The following is a 20,892-nucleotide window of genomic DNA, read 5'->3' on the forward strand; positions in this document are numbered from 1 at the left end:
GCCCTGCTCGCCGCGCCGGAGGAGCTGCGCCGCTGTCTGCGCCGCCTGCTCCCGCCCGAGCGGCAGGCCGCCCGCGCCCTGCGCCCCGTCCTCGGCCGGCTCGCGGGCGTCCCCATGCCGGCCGAGGCGCTGTACGAGGCCGCCGCCCGCTGGGACCTGGAACTCGCCGCCGCCGAGGCCGTACTGGCCGACCGGAACACCGTCGTACGGCTGGTCGCCGAACCCGGACCGGCCGGGGCCGACGCCGTCCGCGCCACCGCCCTCGGCCTCGCCCTGCGCGGCCTGCGCACCGACTCCCTGGTCGCCAACCGGGTCCTGCCGGAGGACACCCCGGCGGACAGCTGGCTCAGCGGCCCCCTGGCCCAGCAGCGCAAGACCCTGGAGGAATGGCAGGGGTCCCACGACGTCCGCGCCGTCGCCCATCTCGGCCGCGACCCGCGCGGCAAGGACGACCTCGCGGCCCTCGGCGTGCCGGGCGTCAACCCGGACGCCTCCCCGGTCGAGTGGCCCGTCACCGACCGGCTGGCCGAGGACGGCGTGCTGGTCTGGCACATCCCGCTGCCCGGAGCCGTACGCGAGGAGCTCGACCTGATCCGCCGCGGTGACGAACTGGTCGTCGCCGCCGGGCCCTTCCGCCGCGTCGTCGCACTGCCCTCCGCGCTGCGCCGCTGCACCGTCGACGGCGCCGCGCTGCGCGACGGCACCCTCGCCGTCCGGTTCGCGCCGGACCCGGAACTGTGGCCGCGGGGGCGCTGACCCGACGGGACCCGCCTGAGCGCGGGCCCGTTCGGGTAACGTCGTAAGGACGAACCGTAGTCAGGAGTCCGTCATGAGCGAAGAGCTCCCCCCGTCCGAGGCCCCCCGCCCCGACGAGGCCGACGCGGTCGACGAGACGCGAGCGGCCGACGCCGACGCCGACGCCTGGGCGACGGCGTGTGCCGAGGACCTGGAGGCCGAGAAGGCCCGCCGCCGTGCCGAGTACGGGCCGCAGCCCGGCTCGGCCGCCGAGGAGCTGCGCCGGCTCGTCGACACCGTCGCGGACAAGCTGTCCGGTCTCCAGTCCCCGCTGCTCGGCCAGGTCGCCGGACCCGCCGCCCAGCAGGTGGTCCGGCAGGTCGTGCAGCAGGCGAAGGCAGCCGTCGAACCGGTCATCGAACGCAACCCGGACCTGTTCGACCACCTCGCCGCCGCCGGCGGTGAACTCCTCGCCGCCTACCGCTCCGCCGTCCAGAACCAGGAACGCCGCTGGACCACCGGCGACACCGCGCCCGCGGACCCACGCGACCCCCGTGACCTGGACGGACACGAGGCCGACGGCCGAGACGAGGGTGACGAGGGCACCGGCCCGGGACAGCGCATCGACCTGGACTGAGCCCCGCCTCGGGTACGGTTGCCCTTAGCGGGGCTCGACCGAACTGAGGGATTCATGGGACTCACCATCGGCGTCGACATCGGCGGCACGAAGATCGCGGCCGGCGTGGTCGACGAGGAAGGCAACATCCTCTCGACCCACAAGGTGCCGACCCCCACCACACCCGAGGCCATCGTGGACGCCATCGCCTCCGCGGTGGAGGGCGCGCGCGTGGGACACGACATCGTCGGCGTCGGCATCGGTGCCGCCGGTTACGTCAACCGCCAGCGCTCCACGGTCTACTTCGCGCCCAACATCGACTGGCGCCAGGAGCCGCTGAAGGAGAAGGTCGAGGCCCGCGTCGGACTCCCCGTCGTCGTGGAGAACGACGCCAACGCCGCGGCCTGGGGCGAGTACAAGTTCGGCGGCGGCAAGGGCCACCGCAACGTCATCTGCATCACCCTGGGCACCGGCCTCGGCGGCGGCATCATCATCGGCAACAAGCTGCGCCGCGGTCACTTCGGCGTGGCCGCCGAGTTCGGCCACATCCGCATGGTGCCCGACGGCCTGCTGTGCGGCTGCGGTTCGCAGGGCTGCTGGGAGCAGTACGCGTCGGGCCGGGCGCTGGTGCGGTATGCCAAGCAGCGTGCCAACGCCACCCCCGAGCGCGCCGAGGTGCTGCTCGCGCTCGGCGACGGCACCCCCGACGGCATCGAGGGCAAGCACATCTCCGTCGCCGCCCGCCAGGGCTGCCCGGTCGCCGTCGACTCCTACCGGGAGCTGGCCCGCTGGGCCGGCGCCGGCCTCGCCGACCTGGCCTCGCTCTTCGACCCGTCCGCCTTCATCGTCGGCGGCGGTCTCTCGGACGAGGGCGACCTGGTCCTCGACCCGATCCGCAAGTCCTACAAGCGCTGGCTGGTCGGCGGCAACTGGCGCCCGGTCGCCGACGTGATCGCCGCCCAGCTCGGCAACAAGGCCGGCCTGGTGGGCGCGGCCGACCTGGCGAGAGAACCCGACCCGATCATGTAACGGTCGCTTCTCGAGCGACGGGATCCGTCCCAGCCAGGGGGCGCGGGGAACTGCGCGACAAGCCACAACGAACCGGCAGTCGCCCACGAACCTCGCGCCCCGACCCATGAGGCGCCTGATCATGCGCTCCCGTAAATTGACGGCATGGCAACATCCCTCCCCGCGCTCCCCAACTCCCGCACCGAACCCGACGGTTCCGCGGTCGTCCGCGTCCTGAGCTACAACATCCGCTCGCTGCGCGACGACACCGACGCCCTCGCCCGCGTCGTCAAGGCCTGCGAGCCCGACCTCGTCCTCCTCCAGGAGGCCCCCCGCTTCTTCCGCTGGCGCAAGAAGATCACCCGGCTCGCCGCCGCGTCCGACCTGGTCCTCCTCTCCGGCGGCGGAACCGCCGCAGGCCCCGCGCTGCTCTGCTCCCTGCGGGCCACCGTGGAGCGCACCGAGGACGTGCTGCTCCCGCTCACCCCCGGCCGCCACCGCCGGGGCCTGGCCACCGCCGTGGTCCGGATCGGCGGGGCCCGTCTCGGCGTACTCAGCACCCACCTGTCCCTGGACGCGGACGAGCGCCACGAGCAGGCCGGACTGCTCCTCGACCACCTGGCCGCCCTCGGCGTGAAACACGCGGTGGCGGGCGGCGACCTGAACGAGCGCCCAGGCGGTCGCACCTTCCGGCGGCTCGGGGACGGGCTGCGCGACTGCTGGACCGCGGCGCCCTGGGGCGGCGAGTACACCTTCCCGGCCGCCGCCCCGGACCGCCGTATCGACGCGGTCTTCGTCACCGAGGGGGTCGAGGTGCTGGGCTGCGGGGTGCCGTCCGGGCTGCCCGGGGTGGCCGAGGACGACCTGAGGGCGGCCACGGACCACCTCCCGGTCCTGACCGCCCTCCGCGTACCCGCGACGGCCTGACCCGGGCCCCGGCCGCCCGGCTACACCACCGCGCCCCGCCCCGGATCGTCGTCGTCCTCGTCACCCGTCCGCATCCGCAGGACCAGGGTGGCGAAGCCGCCGAGGAAGCCGCCGATGCTCAGGGTCGTCAGCCACCAGGTCATGTCCCAGCCGAGCACCACCGCCAGCAGGAGCAGCACCGGGCCGCCGAGCACACCCAGCCAGGCGAACTTCGCGGTGGGGTCGGCGTCGGGCAGCGGGGGCGGCTCGGGCGGCACGAAGTGGCCCTCGTCGTCCGCGTCGAAGTCGTCGTCGGACGGCTCGGCGGGCGTGTGGTCGCGGGGACCGACGCCGGGCGCGAAGGCGACGGAGCTGCCCAGCGGCCGGTCCGAGGCGGGCCGGTCCGCCGAGGGCTTCTCGTCGTTCACCTCCGGCTCCAGCAGCGCCAGGTCCTCGACCGACTTGAACGGCTTGGCGCCCGGCGGGTCCGGGGGTTCCTCCCCGTACCCGGCGACGATCGCGGCCCAGGCGGCGTCCTCGTCGAAGGACACGCCCCGTTCCTCGGGACCGCCGTCCGCCGCGCGCTCCCGTCCCTCGCGGTGCTCCCGCTCCAGGTCCCGCTCCTCGCGCTCCTCGCGGTCCTCGCGGTCGGAGTCGTGCTCAGCCACCTGCGGCCGTCCCTTCCTTGCCGAGACCGGACTCCGGTTCCCCGACGGAACCGGGCGCGAGCCGGCCGATGAACGCGACGCTCTCCGCGAAAATCCGGTCCGCATCGTGGTCCAACGTCGCCACGTGGTAGCTCTGTTCCAGCAGGATCTCCGTCACGTCCGTCGACGACACCCGGCCCAGGATCCGCGCCGAGTCGGCCGGCGGCACCACGTGGTCCTGCGGACTGCGCAGCAACAGCAGCGGCTGGGTCACCTGCGGCAGGTCGCCGTCGGCGAGACGGAAGAAGGCGCGCAGCGAGTGCGCCGAGTGCAGCGGCACCCTGTCGTACCCCAGCTCCGTGCTGAGCGGCTTGGCGATGTCGCTGGCGATGCCCTTCGTCGCGGGCACCAGGTGGCGCAGGACGGGAAGGGCGTGCTGGGCGACGCCGTGCATCCGGTTCGCCGGGTTGACCACGACCACGCCCGCCACCGCGTCGCCGTGCTTGGCGGCGAGCCGCAGCGCCAGCGCGCCGCCCATCGACAGCCCGGCCACGAAGACCCGCGCGCAGCGCTCGCGCAGGACGCGCAGCTCGCGGTCCACCTCCGCGTACCAGTCCTGCCAGCCGGTGACCTGCATGTCCTGCCAGCGGGTGCCGTGCCCGGGCAGCAGCGGCAGCGCCACGGTCAGACCGCGCGCGGCCAGGTACTCGGCCCAGGGGCGCAGCGACTGCGGGGAACCGGTGAAACCGTGACAGAGGAGGACGCCGACCTCACCGCCCTCGTGGCGGTACGGCTCGGCTCCGGGCAGGACCGACACGTCTCGGTCTCCTGTCGTCAGGGATACTCGCGGGCCTTTCACCGTACGCGACCGCAGGGACACCGACCAGGGCCGTCGGGGCCATTGACGGTGTCCCGGGTTAAGGTCTGAGCCACGGACACGGGAGGCACTGGGTTGTTGTACGGCGCGATGAAGGTCACCATCGGGGGGTCGCTGAAGCTAGCCTTCCGGCCCTGGGTGGAGGGCCTGGAGTACATCCCGGCCGACGGCCCCGCCATTCTGGCGAGCAACCACCTGTCGTTCTCCGACTCGTTCTTCCTGCCCGCCGTCCTCGACCGCAAGGTGACCTTCATCGCCAAGGCCGAGTACTTCAACACCCCCGGGGTCAAGGGCCGGCTGACCGCCGCCTTCTTCAAGGGGGTCGGCCAGCTCCCCGTGGACCGCTCCGGCGCGCGCGGCGCGGGGGAGGCCGCCGTCAAGAGCGGCATGGAGGTCCTGGAGCGCGGCGAGCTGTTCGGCATCTACCCCGAGGGCACGCGCTCCCCGGACGGCCGCCTCTACCGCGGCAAGCCGGGCGGCCTGGCCCGCGTGGCGCTCGCCACCGGCGCGCCCGTCATCCCCGTCGCCATGATCGACACCGAGAAGATCCAGCCGCCCGGCCAGGTGATGCCGAAGCTGATGCGGCCCGGCATCCGCATCGGCAAGCCGCTGGACTTCTCCCGCTACCAGGGCATGGAGCACGACCGCTTCGTGCTCCGCGCGGTGACCGACGAGGTCATGTACGAGATCATGAAGCTCTCCGGCCAGGAGTACGTCGACATGTACGCGACCGCCATGAAGCGGCAGCTCACGGAGGCGGCGAAGGCCGAGAAGGCCGAGAAGGCCGAGAAGGCGGCGAAGGCCGAGAAGGACCGGACCAGGACGTAGGCCCGGGGAGGGGGGACATGGCCAGACGCGAGAGAGTCATGAGGATGTCGGTCGAGCAGCCGCTGTGGCGCGCGCTCGCCGGCTACCGCGTGCTCACCATGCTGTACGCGATCGGCTTCTTCGCCACCGCCTATTCCGGCTTCGCCCGCCCCTGGCTCGCCGTCGCCTACTACGCGGTCCTCCTCGTCTGGACCCTGGCCACCCTCCCCAAGCTCGCGAACGCCGCGAGCTGCACCAAGCGGTTCCTCGCCGCCGACCTCACCGTCGCGCTGGCCGGCATCCTGCTCACGCCCTTCGCCGACGCCCACGAACGCGTCATGGACGGCGGGCCGACCCTGCCGTCGATATGGACCGCCGGCTCCGTGCTGGCCTTCGCCGTCAAGGGCGGCTGGCGCTGGGCCGCCGTGGCCTCCACCCTCGTCGCCGTCGCCAACCTGGTCGAACGCGGCACCCCGGCCCGCGACACCGTCCACAACGTCGTCCTCGTCTGGGTCGCCTCCATCGCCATCGGCTACGTCGTCGAGGTCGCCCGCGCCTCCGAGCGCACCCTCGCCCGCGCCCTGGAGATCGAGGCGGCGACCAGGGAACGCGAGCGGCTCGCCCGGGACATCCACGACAGCGTCCTCCAGGTGCTGGCGATGGTGCAGCGCCGGGGCGCCGTCATCGGCGGCGAGGCGGCCGAGCTGGGCCGGCTCGCCGGTGAGCAGGAGGTGGCCCTGCGCACCCTGGTCTCCGGCGGCCTGGTGCCCGTGTCCCGCGTGTCGGAGGACGCCGCCGAGGGGGCGGTCGTCCGGGTGGTCGAGGAACCGGAGGGGGCGGACCCGGGCGGTCCCGTCGATCTGCGCGCCCTGCTCGCCCCGTACGCCGGTTCCCTGGTGAACCTCGCCGAACCGGGCGCTCCGGTCCTCCTGGCCCCGGCCGCCGCGCGGGAGCTGGCCGCCGCCGTGGGCGCCGCGTTGGACAACGTCCGCGAGCACGTCGGTGAGCAGGCGCGCGCGTGGATCCTGGTCGAGGACGAACCCGACGAGGTGATCGTCACCGTCCGCGACGAGGGGCCCGGCATCCCGGACGGGCGGCTCGCCGAGGCCGAGGGCGAGGGGCGGCTCGGCGTGGCCCTGTCGATCCGCGGCCGGCTGCGCGACCTCGGCGGCACGGCCGAACTGATGTCGGTGCCCGGACAGGGCACGGAGGTCGAACTGAAGGCGCCGAAGAAGACCGTCGGTACCACCGCACGGGGGAAGGCAGCGGACCATGAGTGAGCGACAGGACCCTGAACGGCAGCAGCACCCTGAACGCCAGGACGCGATCAAGGTCATGGTGGTCGACGACCACCCGATGTGGCGCGACGCCGTCGCCCGGGACCTGGAGGAGTCCGGCTTCGAGGTGGTCGCCACCGCGAGCGACGGCGATCAGGCGGTGCGCCGTGCCCGGGCCGCCGCCCCCGACGTCCTCGTGCTCGACCTCAACCTGCCCGGCAAGCCCGGCGTCCAGGTCTGCAAGGAGGTCGTCGGCGCCGACCCGCGGCTGCGCGTGCTCGTGCTCTCGGCGAGCGGGGAGCACGCCGACGTGCTGGAGGCGGTCAAGTCCGGCGCGACCGGGTACCTGCTGAAGTCGGCCTCCACCGAGGAGCTGCGGGACGCGGTGCGCAGTACGGCCGCCGGCGACCCGGTCTTCACCCCGGGGCTCGCCGGACTGGTCCTCGGCGAGTACCGCCGGCTGGCCTCCGAACCCGCCCCCGCGGCGGGCACCGACGACCCCGGCGCGCCCCGGCTCACCGACCGGGAGACCGAGGTGCTGCGCCTGGTCGCCAAGGGCCTGAGCTACAAGCAGATCGCCGAGCGCCTGGTCATCTCCCACCGCACCGTGCAGAACCACGTCCAGAACACCCTCGGCAAGCTCCAGCTGCACAACCGGGTGGAGCTGGTGCGGTACGCGATAGAACGGGGTCTGGACGACGCGTGACCCGCGCGGGACAGTGGCAGTGGCCTCAACCACCCACTGTGGCAAGGGGATTACGCGATGAAGGTCGGAGTACTGACCGGCGGCGGTGACTGCCCCGGGCTCAACGCCGTGATCCGGGCCGTCGTCCGCAAGGGCGTCCAGGAGTACGGCTACGAGTTCACCGGCTTCCGGGACGGCTGGCGCGGCCCCCTGGAGGGCGACACCGTCCCGCTCGACATCCCGGCCGTCCGCGGCATCCTGCCCCGCGGCGGCACCGTCCTCGGCTCCTCGCGCACCAACCCGCTCCAGCAGCGCGACGGCATCCGGCGCATCAAGGACAACCTCGCCGCACTCGGCGTCGAGGCGCTCGTCACCATCGGCGGCGAGGACACCCTCGGCGTCGCCACCCGCCTCGCGGACGAGTACGGCGTGCCCTGCGTCGGCGTCCCCAAGACCATCGACAACGACCTGTCCGCCACCGACTACACCTTCGGCTTCGACACCGCCGTCGGCATCGCCACCGAGGCCATCGACCGGCTGCACACCACAGCCGAGTCCCACATGCGCGTCCTGGTCGTCGAGGTCATGGGCCGGCACGCCGGCTGGATCGCGCTGCACTCCGGCCTGGCCGGCGGCGCCAACGTCATCCTCATCCCCGAGCAGCGCTTCGACGTCGAGCAGGTGTGCTCCTGGGTGACCTCCCGGTTCCGGGCGTCCTACGCCCCGATCGTGGTCGTCGCCGAGGGGGCGATGCCCCGCGACGGCGACCTGGTGCTCAAGGACGAGTCCCTGGACTCCTACGGGCACGTCCGGCTGTCCGGGGTCGGCGAGTGGCTGGCCAAGCAGATCGAGAAGCGCACCGGCAAGGAGGCCCGCACCACCGTCCTCGGGCACGTCCAGCGCGGCGGCACGCCCAGCGCCTTCGACCGCTGGCTCGCCACCCGCTTCGGCCTGCACGCCATCGAGTGCGTCCGCGACGGGGACTTCGGCAAGATGGTCGCCCTGCGCGGCACGGACATCGTCCGCGTCCCGATCGCCGAGGCCACGGCCCGCCTCAAGACGGTCGACCCGGCGCTGTACGAGGAGGTCGGCGTCTTCTTCGGCTGACCGGCGACGGCGGGCCCGGGGTCGTATATTCGGCCCGGAGCCCACCAGGACGGGAGCGGTCGTGGAGATCCTTGCCTTCGGCGTGCAGGCCGACGAGAAGCCCCTGATCGAGCGGGCCTTCGGCGACCAGGAGGAGGTCCGCTGCCTGGACGTCTTCCTCAACGAGGACACCGCCCCCATCGCGGCCGGCCACGAGATCGTCTCCACGTCGGTCAACGCCGACCACGGCGCCGCCGTCCTGGAGGTCCTCGCGGCCGGCGGCACCCGGATGGTGGCCCAGCGCTCCACCGGCTTCAACAACGTCGACCTGGACACGGCCGAGCGGCTCGGCATGACCGTGGCCCGGGTGTCGTACTACTCGCCGTACTCGGTCGCCGAGTTCGCCTGGGCCCTCGCCATGGCCGTCAACCGGCGGATCGTGCGCGCCTCCATCCGCACCCGCGACTTCGACTTCCGCCTCGACGGCCTGATGGGCCGGGACCTGCACGGCCGCACTGCCGGCGTCCTCGGCACCGGGAAGATCGGCGAGGCCTTCGCCCGGATCGCCCACGGCTTCGGCATGCGCCTGCTCGGCTGGGACGTCGCGGAGAACCCGGCCTGCGCCGAGCTCGGCATGCGCTACGTCCCGAAGGACGAACTGCTCGCCCGCTCCGACCTGATCACCCTGCACGTCCCGCTGATGGCCGAGACCCGGCACCTGATCGACGCGGCCGCCCTGAAGTCGATGCGCGACGACGCCATCCTGATCAACTCCAGCCGCGGCGGCCTGATCGACACCGCGGCCCTCGTCGGCGAGCTGCGCGCGGGCCGCTTCGCGGGCGTGGGCCTGGACGTGTACGAGGCGGAGGCGGGCCTGTTCTTCCTCGACAAGTCCCTGGAGGCCGTCGAGGACGACACCCTGGCCCGCCTCGTCACCTTCCCGAACGTCCTCGTCACCTCGCACCAGGCGTACTACACCGAGGACGCCGTCGGCCAGATCGTCGACGCGACGGTGCGCAACGTCCTCGACTACCGGGAGGGCCGCCGCTCGGAGAACGTGCTGGTGCCGCGCAGCTGACCGGTCAGCTCCCGCACGATCGCCGAACCGTTCAGCGTCAGCACGGACTCGGGATGGAACTGCACCGACGCGAAGCCCGGCCCGCGCAGCGCGTGCACCTCGCCGTTCGCGGCCCGGCTCACCTCGATGCCGTGCGCGGCCAGCCCGGCGGCCGCCCGGTCGTCGCAGCGCGCGGTGAAGCTGTTGTAGAAGCCGACCGTCTCCGGCCGCCCGAACAGGTCGATCCCGGTCTGCGCACCCTGGTACGGCACCTCCTTGCGGGCGATGCCGAGCCCCAGCTCCGCCGCGATCAGCTCGTGCCCGAGGCAGACGCCGAGGACGCCGTTCCGGTTCTCCCGGAGCACCTCGGCGGTCAGGGACCGCAGGAAGCGCATCCTCGGGTCGGCCGGGTCGGAGGGATCACCGGGGCCCGGCCCCAGCACCACCGGTCCGCCCGCGTGCCCGAGGACCGCCCCGCGCAGCCCCGGCTCGTCGTACCGCCGGACGCTCACCGAGAGCCCCGACGAGCGCAGCAGGTGCGCGAGCATCGCCGTGAAGGTGTCCTCCGCGTCGACCACCAGAGCGTGCCCGGTGAGCGCGGCCGACGGCTCCTGCATCCGCAGCCAGAACGGGGCCAGTGAGGCGCGGCGCCCGTCCAGCGCGGCCCGCACCCGGGGGTCGTCCGCCAGTCCCGGCCGCCCGGCCTGCGCACGCGGCCGGGACGGACGTACGCCCAGCGCCGCCAGCACGCCGGCCGCCTTGGCGTGGGTCTCCGCGACCTCGCCCGCCGGGGCCGAGCCGCGCACCAGGGTGGCGCCGACCGGGACCCGCAGCCGCCCGTCGGCGTCGATTTCGGCGGTACGGATCAGGATGGGGGAGTCCAGGGTCTGGGGCCCGGCCGGCCGCCCCGGCCCCTCGCCCGGGTCCCGCCCGAGCAGCGCCAGCGCGCCCGCGTAGTAGCCCCGGCCCCCGGCCTCGTGCCGCTCGATGACCCGGCAGGCGTTCTGCACCGGGGAGCCGGTGACCGTCGCCGCGAACATCGTCTCCCGCAGCACCTCCCGCGCGTCCAGGGAGGACTTCCCGCGCAGCTCGTACTCGGTGTGTGCGAGGTGCGCCATCTCCTTCAGCCGCGGGCCGACGACCACCCCGCCCATGTCGCCGACGGTGCACATCATCTTCAGTTCCTCGTCGACGACCATCGACAGCTCCTCGATCTCCTTGCCGTCGGCGAGGAAGCCGAGGAGGTGCTCCGGCGTCGGCCCCTCGGCGGGGTAGCGGTACGTGCCGCTGATCGGGTTCATGACGACCGTGCCTCCGGACATGCGGACGTGCACCTCCGGGCTGGCACCCACCAGCGTCCGCTCCCCGGTGTGCACCACGAACGTCCAGTACGCGCCCCGCTCGCCCTCCAGGAGCCGCCGGAACAGCGCCAGCGCGTCGGCCCGCCCGAACCCGGGGATCCGCCCCTCGTACGTCCGCCGGATCACGAAGTTGGCGCCCTCGCCCCGCCCGATCTCCTCGTCGAGGACCCGCCCGACGATCCGCGCGTACTCCTCGTCGTCGACGTCGAAGCCGCCGCCCTCGACCCGGACCCGGTGCGCGGGCAGCCGGTCCAGCGCCTCGGCGAGCGGAATGCCGTACCGCTCCTCGGGGGTGAGCATCAGCAGCGGTGTGCCGTCGTCGCGGACGTCGAAGCCGCGCTCGCGGATCTGCCGGAAGGGGACGAGCGCCAGCCCCTCGTCGGGCAGGTCGGCGAGGCGGTCGTACTCCTCGACCGGGCCGACCAGCAGCTCCACCAGGTCGTGGTCGTGGCCGGGGGCCCGGCGGCGGAGCAGGGCGAACGGGCGGGGGTCGGTCAGCAAGCCGTCGAGCGGTGTCATGGGTCCGGTTCCTTCTCGGTTGTCGGAGAGGAACGGACCCGGGCTCGAAAACACCGAAGGCCGCCCCTCGGGCGGCCTTCGCGAAGTCTTGCGTCGCGCAGTCAGTGGGCCGCCGGATGAGCGGTCCACCACCAGTTCTGGGTCGAGTGCGCGAACATGCCGCCGACCCTAGCGCATCCGCGCCGGGGTCGACGGCGGTTGCCTCAGATGATCATGCCGTAGGTGTTCCAGCCGCCGCCGACCCTGGCGCGGGCCTTGAACGGCGCCGAGGCGCTGCCGGTGCCCTGGTAGAACCAGAGCACGCCGTCCTTGTCGCGGGCGATCAGGTCCGGCACTCCGTCGCGGTTCAGGTCGCTCGGACCGTTCAGCACGTCGTAGGCGGACCAGCCGCCGCCGACCCTGCTGCGGCCCTCGAACGGCGACGCGGCGTTGCCGGTGCCCTTGTAGAGCCACAGGACACCGCTCTTGTCGCGGGCGATCAGGTCCGCCTTGCCGTCACCCGAGAGGTCGCCGGTGTCGGTCAGCGCGTTGTAGACGGACCAGCCGCCGCCGATCCTGGACTTGGTCTCGAAGGGCGCGGAGGTGTTGCCGGTGCCCTTGTAGAGCCAGAGCACGCCGCTCTTGTCGCGGGCGATCAGGTCCGCCTTGCCGTCACCCGAGAGATCCCGGGCGCCGGTGATCGTGTCGTAGACGGACCAGCCGCCGCCGACCCGGGCGCGGGCCGCGAGGGGCTCCGTCAGGTCGCCGCTGCCCTTGTAGTACCAGAGCACGCCGCTCTTGTCGCGGGCCACCACGTCACCGGTGCCGTCGGCGCGCAGCGCGGTCATCGTCGTCACCGCGTTGTAGGTGTTCCAGCCGCCGCCGACGCGGAAGCGGCCGTAGAACGGCGCGGACGCGCTGCCGGTGCCCTGGTACTGCCACAGCACGCCCGACGCGTCCCGGCCGAGGATGTCGTACCGGTCGGTGCCCGGGTCGGGCGCGGTGCCCTTGACCAGCTGGACGTCGGCCGTGCGGACGTAGCCGATGCGGTGGTTGAAGCGGATCGGGTAGTACGTGGTGTTGCCCACGACCACCGTGCGCGAGGCCTCGCCCGAACCGTCGATGTTGCCGCTGTTGTAGTACGAGCCCTTCATGGCGCCACCGGCCAGCGCGTACTTCTGCCCGGCCAGGACGCCGTACTTGGTCAGCGACTCGTTGTTCTTGCTCTGGACCGGGACTCCGGTGCCCGTGTACGCGCTGTCCTCGGGGTAGGCGCGCCCGTACACCGGGATCGAGCTCGACCCGGCCTTGGGCGTGACCACGTCCGGGGTGCCGACGGGAGCGGCGAACTGGCCGCCCCGGTTGGAGAACCAGGCCTTCTTGCCGCCGTACCAGATGGCCGTCCAGTCCTGTCGTGCCTCGGCGACCACGAACTCGCCGCCGGCCAGGACCTTGTTGCCCCAGTTCCAGCCCTCGGTCCAGGTCTGGCTGCCCAGGTACGGGTCGGTGAGGGTGGCCGAGGAGGTGGACGGCGAGGAGTACAGGTAGGTGAAGTTCGCCGGCTGCGTGGGGACCGAGGAGCCGCTGTTGGTGATCTTCGGCTGGTTGGCCTTGGTGAACGGCGGGACGACGCGGATCACCTGGCCGGCCTTGTACGGGCCGCCCGGGCCCTCGGCGCCGGTGGGGGCGCCCAGCAGGTCCATGTAGTGGTTCCAGTCCCAGAACGGGCCCGGGTCCCAGTGCTGGGACTTCACGTTGCCGTCCAGGACGCCCGGGACCTCGTCGTGGCCGAGGATGTGCTCACGGTCCAGCGGGATGTCGTACTTTCCGGCCAGGTACTTCACCAGCGCGGCCGAGGACTCGTACTGCGGCTCGGTGTACCAGCTGCCGTCCTTGATCGCATAACCCTCGTGCTCGATGCCGATCGAGTGCATGTTGAGGGTCTTGTTGGCCGCGTGCCACGCCTCGTTCTTGTTCTCGACCAGCTGGGTGACCAGACCGTCGGAGGCGCGGATCAGGTAGTGGGCGCTGGCGTACGACAGGGAGTTCTGGAAGACGCCCAGGGCGCTGCTGTAGCTGCCCTCGGTGTCGTGGATCACGATCGAGGTGATCTCGTGGCCGGCCGTGGGGCGGCTCGCGATGTTGTAGTTGCCCCAGTCGTCGATGGCGCCGTTCTGCTTGTAGGCGGCGGGACGGAAGTCGCAGTTCAGGCCGGACGGGCACTCGGGGGCCGGGGCGGCGGAGGCCGCGGCCAGCTCCAGGTCCGTCGTCTTCCTCGGCTTCACCGCCGGGTCGGCCGGGAGGCTGAGCGACTGGCCGTCGGCGGTGACGCGCTGCTCACCGGTCTTGATCGAATCGAACACGCGCTGCGCGAAGAGCTGTGCGCCCTTGGTGTCCGGGGCCTGGCTGGCGCGGGCCACCGCCGGGTACCAGGCGCCCGGGTCCGAGGGCAGCGAACCGGTGGCGTCCTTCTGGTACTCGGCCAGCAGCGCGGCGCCCGCCCGGATGCTCTCGCCGGTGTCGCTCTGCACCTTCTCGGCCGACGCGTCGATGAGGCCGGCCGCCTCGTCCAGGGTGTGCAGCCGCGGGTCGTCGGTGTCGACGGGCTTCTCGTCGAGGCTCTTGAGCGCCTTGTCGGCGTCGAAGTGCTTCTCGACGACCGGGTCGCCGCTGCGGTTCATGTGCTCGAGCCGGTGCTCGCGCTCCTCGGCGGCGCCGTCGTTCTCCAGGCTGTCCGCGTCGACGTCCGTGAGGCCCATCACGTTGTAGGCGCCGGTGGTGCTCGGCAGCCCGTCGTGGTCCTCCCAGCGCGTCTGCCGGTAGGAGACCGCCATCAGCACGCTCTGCGGGACGTCGAACTCCTCGGCGGCCTGCTCGAACTCGCTCTGCAGCCGGGCCCCCGGGGCCACGGCGGCCTGGGCCTGGTCCGAGCCGAGCAGACCCGGTGCGGCCAGGGCCAGGCCGCCGGCCGTGGCGGCGACGGCCACCGCCGAGGCGACGCCGTAGACGAGCAGTCTCTTCTTCTTGCGGTCTCTGCGGTGCTCCGCGCTCAAAACCCCACCCCGATATGCGCTCGATATGAATTTGAGTTGCCCGCGATTCGATTTCGAAGGCGCGTGAGACTACCAATGCGGCTGCGGCGGCCCGCACCGGGGTGCCGTCTCACCTGTCGAGCCACGCGAAAACCGCGTGACGCGACCCCGTAGTGTTGAGGGGTGACCGTGAACGCTAAGACCAGCCCGAGCGCTGGCAACACCTGGCGAGACCTGCCCGCGGCGCAGCAGCCCGAGTACCCCGACCTTGAGGCTCTGCGCGCAGTGATCGCGGACCTCGAGTCGTATCCGCCGCTCGTCTTCGCGGGCGAGTGCGACCAGCTGCGCGCCCGGATGGCGGCCGTCGCCAAGGGAGAGGCGTTCCTCCTCCAGGGCGGCGACTGCGCCGAGGCCTTCGACGCGGTGTCCGCGGACCACATCCGCAACAAGCTGAAGACCCTCCTCCAGATGGGCGCCGTCCTCACCTACGCCGCCTCCGTGCCCGTGGTGAAGGTCGGCCGGATCGCCGGCCAGTACTCCAAGCCGCGCTCCAAGCCGACCGAGACCCGCGACGGCGTGACCCTGCCGACCTACCGCGGCGACTCCGTCAACGGCTTCGACTTCACCGAAGAGGCCCGGATCCCGGACCCCGAGCGGCTCAAGCGCATGTACCACGCCTCGGCGTCCACGCTGAACCTGGTGCGCGCCTTCACCACCGGCGGCTACGCCGACCTCAGGCAGGTGCACGCCTGGAACCAGGACTTCGTGAAGTCCTCCCCCTCCGGCCAGCGCTACGAGCAGCTCGCCCGGGAGATCGACAACGCGCTGAACTTCATGCGGGCCTGCGGCACGGACCCGGCCGAGTTCCAGACCGTGGAGTTCTTCTCCTCGCACGAGGCGCTGCTGCTGGACTACGAGTCGGCCCTCACCCGCGTCGACTCGCGCACCGGCCGGCTGTACGACGTTTCCGGGCACATGGTGTGGATCGGTGAGCGCACCCGGCAGCTGGACCACGCGCACATCGAGTTCGCCTCGCGGATCCGCAACCCGATCGGCATCAAGCTCGGCCCGTCCACCACGGCCGAGGAGGCGCTGCAGTACATCGAGCGCCTGGACCCCGAGCGCGAGCCCGGCCGGCTGACCTTCATCGTCCGGATGGGCGCGGACAAGATCCGCGACAAGCTCCCGGAGCTGGTGGAGAAGGTCACCGCGTCCGGCGCCACCGTCGCGTGGATCACCGACCCGATGCACGGCAACACCTACGAGGCGGCCTCCGGTCACAAGACCCGCCGCTTCGACGACGTGCTCGACGAGGTCAAGGGCTTCTTCGAGGTGCACAAGTCGCTCGGCACCCACCCGGGCGGCATCCACGTCGAGCTGACCGGCGACGACGTCACCGAGTGCGTGGGCGGCGGCGACGAGATCTTCGTCGACGACCTGCACCAGCGCTACGAGACGGCCTGCGACCCGCGGCTGAACCGCAGCCAGTCGCTCGACCTGGCGTTCCTGGTGGCGGAGATGTACCGGGACCAGTGACGGTCCGCCCCTGGGCGGGCGGGTGAAATGGGGCGCGGGTCACACGGGATCCGCGCCCCTCCCACTTTTGCCGGCCTGGCGCGATGGGTAAGGTTAGGTTTGCCTCACCGATCAGTCGGGCCCCCCGGTCGTCGGTACGGCACGACCTTGTACCCCGCCCGGGAGGTGAACCGCGTGTTCGTCTGCAGCTGCTTCGGTGTCACCGAGGAACAGGTGAGGAGTCACGCGGAGGCCGGTGCGTGCACGCCCCGGCAGATCGCCTCCGCCTGCAAGGCGGGCACCGACTGCGGCGGCTGCGTACGGCGCATCCAGGCCCTGCTCGGGCGCGGCGCCTGCCCCCGCCGGCAGCTGGCCGACCAGGGTGCCCCGGTCCTCGCGGAGCTTCCCGAGGCGGCCTGAGGGCCGTGTCCGGTCAGAGCGAGCCCGGTCCGGACGGGTCCGGCTGGGTCTGCTCGATCACCGTCGACAGGTAGAGCGACTCACCCAGCTTCTCGATCAGGTCGAGCTGGGTCTCCAGGTAGTCGATGTGGTGCTCCTCGTCGGCGAGGATCGCCTCGAAGACGTTGGCCGACGTGATGTCGTGCTTGGCCCGCATCACCTCGATGCCCCGGCGCAGCCGGTCGATCGCCTCCAGCTCGATCTCCCGGTCGGCCTGGAACATCTCGGTCACGCTCTGGCCGACCCGCACGTGGAAGAGCCGCTGGTAGTTCGGCAGGCCGTCCAGGAGCAGGATGCGGTCGGTGAGCACCTCGGCGTGGCGCATCTCGTCGAAGGACTCCGCGCGCGTGTACTTCGCGAGCTTGGTCCAGCCCTTGTGGTCCTGCAGCTTCGCGTGCAGGAAGTACTGGTTGATCGCCGTGAGCTCGGCGGTCAGCTGCTCATTGAGGAACTCGATGACTTCCGGGTCGCCCTGCATCGCTTGAGGCTCCTTCGAACGGGAACAGGCGTGTTGCGCGGCATGATTGCACCGGCGTCGAAGATCGTCCAGTAAGTGTTGACTTAGTAAGTAAGTACAGGCTTAGTCGTTTTGGCGGCCTTTGCCGCTGTTTGCCCGAATGTAAGTGAGGTGCGTCAGGGGCATCGGTCCGGGTCTGTCAGGATGGAGGCATGGGTCAGCCGGTGGAAGACGGATCGGGAGAAGACGGTTCGCGGGGAGCGTCGCGGTTCGAGCTCCCACCCGGGCAGCGGCTGCAGCGCGGCTGGCCCGTCACGCACTACGGACCGGTCCCCAAGTTCCGCCCCGAGCGCTGGGAGTTCCGGGTCTTCGGCGCCACCACCGACGACGAGAAGCACGGCTGGACCCACGACGAGTTCACCGCCCTGCCCTACACCACGGTCGTCGCCGACCTGCACTGCGTCACGAAGTTCAGCATGCTCGGCGCCGAGTGGGGCGGCGTCCCGGCCGCCACGATCCTTCGGCTCGCCCCGCCCGCGCCCGACGTCACCCATGTGATGGTGTGGGCCGAGTACGGATTCAGCTCCAACCTCCGGCTGTCCGACTTCGCCGCCGAGCGCACCCTCTTCGCCACCCACAAGGACGGCGAGCTGCTCACCGCCGAGCACGGCTTCCCGCTGCGGCTGGTCGTCCCGCACCTGTACGCCTGGAAGGGCCCGAAGTGGGTCCGCGGCATCGAGTACATGACCGCCGACCGGCGCGGCTTCTGGGAGGAGCGCGGCTACCACAACGTCGGCGACCCCTGGCGGGAGCAGCGCTACTCCTACCAGGAGGAGCCCGGGGACGGCCCCGAGCTGTGACCCCTCCGGGGCCGCTCGGCGCTCAGCCGTCGCGCAGCTTCTTCAGCCGCGCCACGTCCGCCGCGTGCCCCTCCTTGCCGCCCGGCGTCTCGATGACCAGCGGCACGCCCTCGGTCGCCGGGTGGGTCATCAGCGCGCGGAACGGGTCCTCGCCGATGTGACCGGCGCCGATGTTCTCGTGCCGGTCCTTGTGGGCTCCGGCCACGTCCTTGGAGTCGTTGGCATGGATCAGCTTCAGCCGGCCCTCGCCGACGGTGTCCACCAGCAGGTCGAGCGTCCGGTGCATGCCGGAAGGCCCGGTCAGGTCGTGGCCGGCCGCGAAGATGTGGCAGGTGTCCAGGCACACGCCCAGTTTCGGGTGGGCGTCCAGCGCCTCGAAGTACGGCCCGAAGTCCCAGGTCCGCGCGCACAGGGAGGCGCCCTGGCCCGCCGTCGACTCCAGCAGCAGGTACGGGTCGTCCTCGTGGGTCAGCTCGTCGAGCAGCGGCAGCAGGTGCTCGCGGACCTGCTTCAGCGCCACCGACCTCTCCCGTCCGCCGGTCGCGCTGCCGGTGTGCACCACCACGCCGAGCGCCCCGATGGCCCGCGCTCGCCGCAGCGAGTGCCGCAGCGACTGAACCGACCGCTCCACCGTCGCCTCGGTGTGCGAGCCGAAGTTGATCAGATACGGGGCGTGCACGTACGCCGGGACCGAGCCGGCCGCGCAGGCCTCCCGGAAGGCCTCGTCCTGCTTCGGGTTGCCGGCCGGGGTGGCCCAGCCGCGCGGGTTGGCGACGAAGACCTGCACGGTCTCCGCCTTCAGCTCACGGGCGTAGGACAGGCCGACGGAGTGCAGCCCGCCGGCCACGGGGACGTGGCCGCCGACGGGGTTGCGCGGCAGGGGCGAGGGGGATGCGGATGCGGTGCTCATGTCCGCACCAAGGATGCCAGGACGTGTGGGCGGACCCCGGATCAGGGTACGACTGCACCAGCGCACCGGCGCTGCCGAGCCTGGGGAGGGTGCACATGGGGGACGTGGTCAGTTTCGCGCTGCCGGACGGCGGCCGGGTCCTGGTCGAACCGGTCGACGAGGACGTCTACGGACTGCAGCAGATCTCGGTCAACGGGAGCACGGTCGTCCGGCGGGCCCAGGAGGGCCTCGGCGAGGCCCTCGACGGCATCCGGCGCATGGCCGCCGAGGCGCACACCCGCCTGACGTCCCTCGACGTCGCCCCGAAACGGCTGGAACTGGAGTTCGGGGTGAAGCTCAGCGGGGAGGCAGGTGCCGTCGTGGCCAAGGCGACCGGGGAGGCCCACCTGATCGTCCGCGCCGTGTGGGAAGGCTAGGGGGCGGTATGCCCCAGGGACCGGGTGTCCGGATCCGGCCGCGGGGGAGTGAGGCCCTCTCCCGCACCGCACCCGGATCCGCCTACCATGCACGGGCGGCGGTGTGCCGCGGCGCGGGGCCGGATGCCGGACGTCCCGGAAGCAGGAGGGGGCCGAGGCGTGGAAGAGACCACGGGGGTCGAGTGCGGACTGCCGGACATCGCCGCCTGCACCGTCGACGAACTGCGCGCGCTTCCCGGTTCCGTACTCGCGGTGGCCCTGGAGCGGCTGCAGACGGAGGCCGCCCAGTCCCATGACGACGAATACACCAGCTGGCAGGCGAGCGCCTGACCCACCCGCGGTCGACGTCGCGGCACTCCTCGACGAGGGCTGGCGGCCGGTCCCGCTGCGCCAGTTCGTCCTCAAGACCCGCAGCCGCTGCAACCTCGCCTGCGACTACTGCATCATCTACGAGCACGGCGACCGCACCTGGCGCCGTCAGCCCCGTGCCATGAGCCCCGCGACCCTGCGCCGCACCGCCGAGCGGATCGCGGAGCACGCGCGGCGCCACGGACTGCGGCAGGTCCGGATCGTGCTGCACGGGGGCGAGCCCCTGCTGGCCGGACCCGAAGGGGTCGCCGGGGCCGTGCGCACCGTCCGGGAGACCGTCCGGGAGGCGGGCGCCGAGACCGAGTTCACCGTCCAGACCAACGGCACGCTGCTCGACACCCGCATGCTGGACACGCTGGCCGAGCACCGGGTGCGGGTCGGCGTCAGCGTGGACGGCGACGAGCAGGCGCACGACGCCCACCGCCGCACCCGCGGGGGCCGGGGCTCCTACGACGACGTGATGGCCGGACTGCACCGGCTGTCCGGCGGCTACCCGCAGCTGTACGCGGGGCTGCTGTGCACCGTCGACGCGGCCAGGGACCCGGTCGCCGTCTACGAGTCGCTGCTGGCGACCCGGCCGCCGCTGATCGACTTCCTGCTGCCGCACGGCCACTGGGGCGCCCCGCCACCGGCACCGGCCGGGACGTACGGGCGCTGGCTGGCCGCCGTCTTCGACCGCTGGGCCGACGCGCCGCGCAAGGAGACCTCCGTGCGGATCCTCGACGAACTGCTGCACACCGTGCTCGGCGGGCACAGCAGGCTCGACTGGGTCGGCGTCACCAGCAGCGTCTCGGTGTTCGTCGAGGCCGACGGCTCCGTCCACCAGAACGACACCCTGCGCACCGGACCCGACGGCGCCTCCGAGAGCGGCTTCGACGTCTTCCGGAACTCCTTCGACGAGGTCCTGCTGCACCCGGGATTCGCCGCCCGGCAGGCCGGGGAGCGCGCCCTGTCCGAGCAGTGCCTGCGCTGCCCGGAGCTGTCCGTGTGCGGCGGCGGCGAGTACGGGCACCGCTACCGGCCCGGCTCCGGCTACCGCGCGCCCACCGTGTACTGCGCGGACCTGCTCCTGCTCATCGGGCACATCAGACGCCGGCTCGCACGCTCCGCGGCCCCGACGTGATCGGCCCGTACGTCCTGCCGGACGACGTCTTCGACGCCCTGGCCGCGGGGGAGGGCGGCCGGCCCGCGGTGCTCCTGCTCCGGCGCGCCCGGCGCAGCCGCAACCTCCTGCTGCTGCGCCGGGCCCTGGACGGACCGTGCGGCGGGGCCGCCGAACCGGCCGCGGACCTGCTGGCGGGCGTCGAACGCGCC

General features: G+C 72.4%; 21 protein-coding genes and 2 pseudogenes. 16 read left to right on the forward strand and 7 right to left on the reverse strand.

Annotation, left to right across the window (positions count from 1 at the left end):
- The 4 genes and pseudogenes from BZZ08_RS34955 to BZZ08_RS34970 all read left to right on the forward strand — a co-directional run.
- Positions 1-756, forward strand: a pseudogene (locus tag BZZ08_RS34955) (ArsA family ATPase); the annotation flags it as partial.
- 73 nt (positions 757-829) lie between these two features.
- A complete protein-coding gene (locus BZZ08_RS34960) occupies positions 830-1,372 on the forward strand; it encodes a DUF5304 domain-containing protein (protein WP_104636215.1) in 543 nt (180 codons plus the stop codon).
- A gap of 54 nt (positions 1,373-1,426) precedes the next feature.
- Positions 1,427-2,380 (forward strand): ROK family glucokinase, encoded by a 954-nt coding sequence (locus BZZ08_RS34965; RefSeq protein ID WP_104636216.1) that lies wholly within the window; start codon positions 1,427-1,429, stop codon positions 2,378-2,380.
- A gap of 144 nt (positions 2,381-2,524) precedes the next feature.
- Positions 2,525-3,286 carry an endonuclease/exonuclease/phosphatase family protein gene (locus tag BZZ08_RS34970; RefSeq protein ID WP_104636217.1) on the forward strand — a complete coding sequence of 254 codons (762 nt, stop codon included), beginning with the start codon at positions 2,525-2,527 and terminating at the stop codon, positions 3,284-3,286.
- Between the two features lie 20 nt (positions 3,287-3,306).
- Here BZZ08_RS34970 and BZZ08_RS34975 read toward each other — a convergent pair whose 3' ends face one another.
- Positions 3,307-3,933 carry a hypothetical protein gene (locus BZZ08_RS34975; RefSeq protein WP_104636218.1) on the reverse strand — a complete coding sequence of 209 codons (627 nt, stop codon included), beginning with the start codon at positions 3,931-3,933 and terminating at the stop codon, positions 3,307-3,309.
- Complete coding sequence (locus BZZ08_RS34980) at positions 3,926-4,729, reverse strand: alpha/beta hydrolase (protein WP_104636219.1); 804 nt, start codon at positions 4,727-4,729, stop codon at positions 3,926-3,928. The genes BZZ08_RS34975 and BZZ08_RS34980 overlap by 8 nt, the downstream gene beginning before the upstream one ends.
- A gap of 150 nt (positions 4,730-4,879) precedes the next feature.
- Here BZZ08_RS34980 and BZZ08_RS34985 point away from each other — a divergent pair, with 150 nt between their 5' ends.
- From BZZ08_RS34985 to BZZ08_RS35005, 5 genes are all read left to right on the forward strand, one after another.
- Entirely contained in the window at positions 4,880-5,617 is a 738-nt protein-coding gene (locus BZZ08_RS34985; protein ID WP_198601874.1) for a lysophospholipid acyltransferase family protein, read from the forward strand.
- 17 nt (positions 5,618-5,634) lie between these two features.
- Positions 5,635-6,876 (forward strand): MacS family sensor histidine kinase, encoded by a 1,242-nt coding sequence (gene macS / locus BZZ08_RS34990; protein WP_104636221.1) that lies wholly within the window; start codon positions 5,635-5,637, stop codon positions 6,874-6,876.
- Entirely contained in the window at positions 6,869-7,579 is a 711-nt protein-coding gene (locus BZZ08_RS34995; protein ID WP_198601875.1) for a response regulator, read from the forward strand. The genes macS and BZZ08_RS34995 overlap by 8 nt, the downstream gene beginning before the upstream one ends.
- Positions 7,580-7,636: 57 nt before the next feature.
- On the forward strand, positions 7,637-8,665 hold the full coding sequence (locus tag BZZ08_RS35000) for a 6-phosphofructokinase (protein WP_104636223.1): 1,029 nt from the start codon (positions 7,637-7,639) through the stop codon (positions 8,663-8,665).
- Positions 8,666-8,726: 61 nt separating this feature from the next.
- Positions 8,727-9,722 (forward strand): 2-hydroxyacid dehydrogenase, encoded by a 996-nt coding sequence (locus BZZ08_RS35005; RefSeq protein WP_104636224.1) that lies wholly within the window; start codon positions 8,727-8,729, stop codon positions 9,720-9,722.
- On the opposite strand, the gene BZZ08_RS35010 is transcribed toward BZZ08_RS35005, so the two are convergent.
- The 3 genes from BZZ08_RS35010 to BZZ08_RS35020 all read right to left on the reverse strand — a co-directional run bounded on the left by BZZ08_RS35010 (position 9,674) and on the right by BZZ08_RS35020 (position 14,613).
- A complete protein-coding gene (locus tag BZZ08_RS35010; protein ID WP_104636225.1) occupies positions 9,674-11,581 on the reverse strand; it encodes an anthranilate synthase family protein in 1,908 nt (635 codons plus the stop codon). The genes BZZ08_RS35005 and BZZ08_RS35010 overlap by 49 nt on opposite strands.
- Before the next feature lie 101 nt (positions 11,582-11,682).
- The gene (locus tag BZZ08_RS40165) at positions 11,683-11,739 is read right to left on the reverse strand and encodes a trp operon leader peptide (protein WP_071528813.1); all 57 of its coding nucleotides are present in this window, start codon (positions 11,737-11,739) and stop codon (positions 11,683-11,685) included.
- Positions 11,740-11,784: 45 nt separating this feature from the next.
- Positions 11,785-14,613 (reverse strand): N-acetylmuramoyl-L-alanine amidase, encoded by a 2,829-nt coding sequence (locus BZZ08_RS35020; RefSeq protein WP_104636226.1) that lies wholly within the window; start codon positions 14,611-14,613, stop codon positions 11,785-11,787.
- A 162-nt stretch (positions 14,614-14,775) separates the two neighbouring features.
- On the opposite strand from BZZ08_RS35020, the gene BZZ08_RS35025 reads away from it, so the two are divergent.
- Together BZZ08_RS35025 and BZZ08_RS35030 are read left to right on the forward strand one after the other, a co-directional pair.
- Positions 14,776-16,128 carry a class II 3-deoxy-7-phosphoheptulonate synthase gene (locus tag BZZ08_RS35025; protein ID WP_104636227.1) on the forward strand — a complete coding sequence of 451 codons (1,353 nt, stop codon included), beginning with the start codon at positions 14,776-14,778 and terminating at the stop codon, positions 16,126-16,128.
- Between the two features lie 165 nt (positions 16,129-16,293).
- Positions 16,294-16,527 (forward strand): (2Fe-2S)-binding protein, encoded by a 234-nt coding sequence (locus BZZ08_RS35030; RefSeq protein WP_061445222.1) that lies wholly within the window; start codon positions 16,294-16,296, stop codon positions 16,525-16,527.
- A gap of 13 nt (positions 16,528-16,540) precedes the next feature.
- On the opposite strand, the gene bfr is transcribed toward BZZ08_RS35030, so the two are convergent.
- Entirely contained in the window at positions 16,541-17,044 is a 504-nt protein-coding gene (gene bfr / locus BZZ08_RS35035; RefSeq protein ID WP_007448529.1) for a bacterioferritin, read from the reverse strand.
- A 191-nt stretch (positions 17,045-17,235) separates the two neighbouring features.
- Between bfr and BZZ08_RS35040 the strand changes: the two genes are divergently transcribed.
- Complete coding sequence (locus BZZ08_RS35040; RefSeq protein ID WP_104636229.1) at positions 17,236-17,883, forward strand: sulfite oxidase-like oxidoreductase; 648 nt, start codon at positions 17,236-17,238, stop codon at positions 17,881-17,883.
- A gap of 22 nt (positions 17,884-17,905) precedes the next feature.
- On the opposite strand, the gene BZZ08_RS35045 is transcribed toward BZZ08_RS35040, so the two are convergent.
- A complete protein-coding gene (locus BZZ08_RS35045; protein WP_104636230.1) occupies positions 17,906-18,793 on the reverse strand; it encodes a deoxyribonuclease IV in 888 nt (295 codons plus the stop codon).
- A 95-nt stretch (positions 18,794-18,888) separates the two neighbouring features.
- Here BZZ08_RS35045 and BZZ08_RS35050 point away from each other — a divergent pair, with 95 nt between their 5' ends.
- From BZZ08_RS35050 to BZZ08_RS35060, 4 genes and pseudogenes are all read left to right on the forward strand, one after another.
- The gene (locus BZZ08_RS35050; protein WP_104636231.1) at positions 18,889-19,209 is read left to right on the forward strand and encodes a CU044_2847 family protein; all 321 of its coding nucleotides are present in this window, start codon (positions 18,889-18,891) and stop codon (positions 19,207-19,209) included.
- Between the two features lie 159 nt (positions 19,210-19,368).
- Entirely contained in the window at positions 19,369-19,539 is a 171-nt protein-coding gene (locus tag BZZ08_RS38890; protein WP_157901362.1) for a hypothetical protein, read from the forward strand.
- The gene (locus BZZ08_RS35055) at positions 19,502-20,701 is read left to right on the forward strand and encodes an FxsB family cyclophane-forming radical SAM/SPASM peptide maturase (protein ID WP_104636232.1); all 1,200 of its coding nucleotides are present in this window, start codon (positions 19,502-19,504) and stop codon (positions 20,699-20,701) included. The genes BZZ08_RS38890 and BZZ08_RS35055 overlap by 38 nt, the downstream gene beginning before the upstream one ends.
- Positions 20,698-20,892 (forward strand): annotated as a pseudogene (locus tag BZZ08_RS35060) (radical SAM protein); the annotation flags it as partial. The gene BZZ08_RS35055 and the pseudogene BZZ08_RS35060, both read left to right, overlap by 4 nt.

It is taken from the genome of Streptomyces sp. MH60, assembly GCF_002939385.1.
Lineage (GTDB): Bacteria > Actinomycetota > Actinomycetes > Streptomycetales > Streptomycetaceae > Streptomyces.